General features: G+C 74.8%; 1 pseudogene. It reads left to right on the forward strand.

Annotated features, from left to right (window positions below):
• Positions 1-395 precede the first annotated feature (395 nt).
• Positions 396-2,620, forward strand: a pseudogene (locus tag AOK03_RS39555) (hypothetical protein); the annotation flags it as partial.

The following is a 2,620-nucleotide window of genomic DNA, read 5'->3' on the forward strand; positions in this document are numbered from 1 at the left end:
GGCGAGGGCCGCGAGGGCGAGGCGGAAGGGTCGGCGTCGTTGCAGGCCGGCGCGGTTCAACGGGGCTCCAGGGTTCGGCGGGTCGCCCCCAGCTTGCCCGACCGCCGCCGCCGATGTCGGCCGTCCTCGCCCTGGCTGGTTTGCGTAGCCGATTGCGTAGTTCTACGGATGCCGGGGGCCGCCCGGCTTTGAGAGGCTGATCCAGGATGTATGCGCATCCATGGTGGGGACTCGATCTGTCACGACCTGTAGAGATCTGTAGAGATCTGTCGTGACCGGCCGTGGCCTGCCGTGGCCTGCGGTTGCTTGCGGTGATCTGCAGTGACCTGCGGTGATCTGCAGCCTGTGCCGCATCCGTACCTCACCCGGACCGTCCCGAACTAGGAACACACCACATGGGCCCGCAGGGCGCGATCAGGAACCTCCACGCCCGCCCCCGCCACGAGATCCTGGCCGACATCCGCAGGCTGGACGCCGAGCCGTACGGCAGGGCGCGCGGCGCCCGCGCCGAAGCGCTCGCCGACGAGGCCGCGGCCGGTGGCGACCGGCCGCTGCTCGTGGCCGCGCTGACCCTCCTCGTCCACTCGTACAGCTTCGGCGCCGAGTGCGCGAGGACGTTCGTGCCGTTCACGCGGCTGCTGCGCCTGTACGACGAGCATCCGGCGGACTTCGGCGAGGACGACGTCCGCCGGCTGCACTGGATGTTCAAGTGGGTGGTGACCGACGCGCGGCAGCAGCCCGACGTCCCGCTCGCCGAGGCCGAGGAGTGGCTGACCCGGATGCGGCTCCGCTACCGCGCCGCGGGCTACTCCGAACGGGCCGTGCACGTCAGCGAGTTCAGGCTCGCCCGGCATCTGGGCGACACGGCCCGCGCCACCCGCGCGTACTCCGCGTGGACCGCGGCCGCGCGGGACGACATGGCCGACTGCCTGGCCTGCGAGTACGCGACCCAGGGCCTGCGCCAGCTCGACCTCGGCGACGACCGGGCGGCCCTGGAGGGGTGGGAACCCGTCCTGGGCGGCACCCACAGCTGCCACCGCGAGCCGCACGAGACCCTCGCCCGGTCACTGCTGCCCCTGGTCCGCACCGACCGAGCGGACGAGGCGCGCGCCCACCATCTGCGCGGCTACCGGATGGCGCGCTCCGACGAGGCGTTCGGCCCCGTCATCGGGCTGCACGTCGAGTTCTGCGCGCTCACCGGCAACGAACCGCGCGGCCTGCGGATCCTCGGCGAGCAGAGCCGACGCTGGGCCGAGACGGGCGACCCGCTCGACCACCTGGAGTGGCTGGTGAGCGCCGCGCTGCTGATGCGGCACCTGGTCGAGACGGGCCACGGCGAGCGGCCGGTGCCGGGGCCGCCGGGCGGCTCGTGGACCGCGGCGGCGCTCCTCGACCACGCCCGGGGCACGGCCCTGGACCTGGCGGGCCGCTTCGACCGGCGCAACGGCACCACCGCGGTGTCCGACCTCGCCCGGGCGCGCATGGCCGCGCGCCCGCTCGTCGACGAACTGCCGTTGGAGGTACGGCTGGACGAGGCGGAGCCGGCACCGCCGACACCGCTGCGTGCGCTGCGTGCGCTGCCCGTTGACGGTGCGGCACGTCTCGACGGTGCGGCACGCCTTGACGGTGCGGTGCCCCTCGATGGCGCGTCCCGCCCGGCCACCGCCGAGCGGCTCTCCCCGTCCGAGCAGGCCCGCGTGTGCCTGACCCTCGCCCGGTCGCTGCCCCGCTCCGAGGGCGGGACCGGCCCGCAGGCCGAGCGGCTCCTGATCGACGCCGCACGCTTCGCCGAGCAGCCCGGGGGAAGCGCGCACCTCGGCGCGCTGGCCCGGCTGCGGCTCGGCGGGCTCTACTGCGAGGCGGGCCGCCACGAGGACGCCGTGGCGGTCCTGGAGTCCGTGCTGCCCGGCCTCGGGAACGACCACGAAGCCGACGACCGCACCCAGGCGCACACCTGGCTCGCCCGCAGCTACCTCCGCACGGACGAACCCCGGCTGGCCGCCGAGCAGTTCACGCTCGCCGCCGACATCGCGCGGGACTCCTCCGACGGACCGTACGAGGCGTCCCTCACGCAGCAGGCCGCACAGGCGCTGAGCCTGGCCGGACGGCCCGCGGAGGCCGCACACGCCTATGCGCGGACCGAGGACCTGTGGCGCACCCTCGGCGAGCACGGCGCCCTGGTCCGCACGCTGCGGGCCCGGGCCTGGGCGACACTGGCCGCACAGGGACCGACCGCGGCCGACGACGTCATGAGCGAGGCCCTCGACACCAACCGGCGCCGTGCCGAGGAGGCGGAGCAGGACCCGGAGCGCACGGAGCTGCGCGTCGAACTGGGGCGCACCTACACCCAGTTGGGGCGCCTGGCGATGGAGCACGCCGACGGCCCGCCGCTCGCCGACCGGAGCACCCCCGAGCAGTACGCCGCCAACCTACGCGCCTTCGAGACCGCCCTCGGCCACACGGAGCGGGCGATCGAGGCGCTGCGGGCCTGCGGCGGCCCCGGCCTCGCCGACCTGCACCCCGTGGAACTCCTCGCCGCACGCCTGACATTCGTACTCGGACGACACACGGAAGCGGCGGAACGGGCCCGCCGCCTGAGCGCCGCCGTACGCGAACGCCC

This window comes from Streptomyces atriruber (assembly GCF_001418325.1).
In the GTDB taxonomy this organism is placed as follows: domain Bacteria; phylum Actinomycetota; class Actinomycetes; order Streptomycetales; family Streptomycetaceae; genus Streptomyces; species Streptomyces atriruber.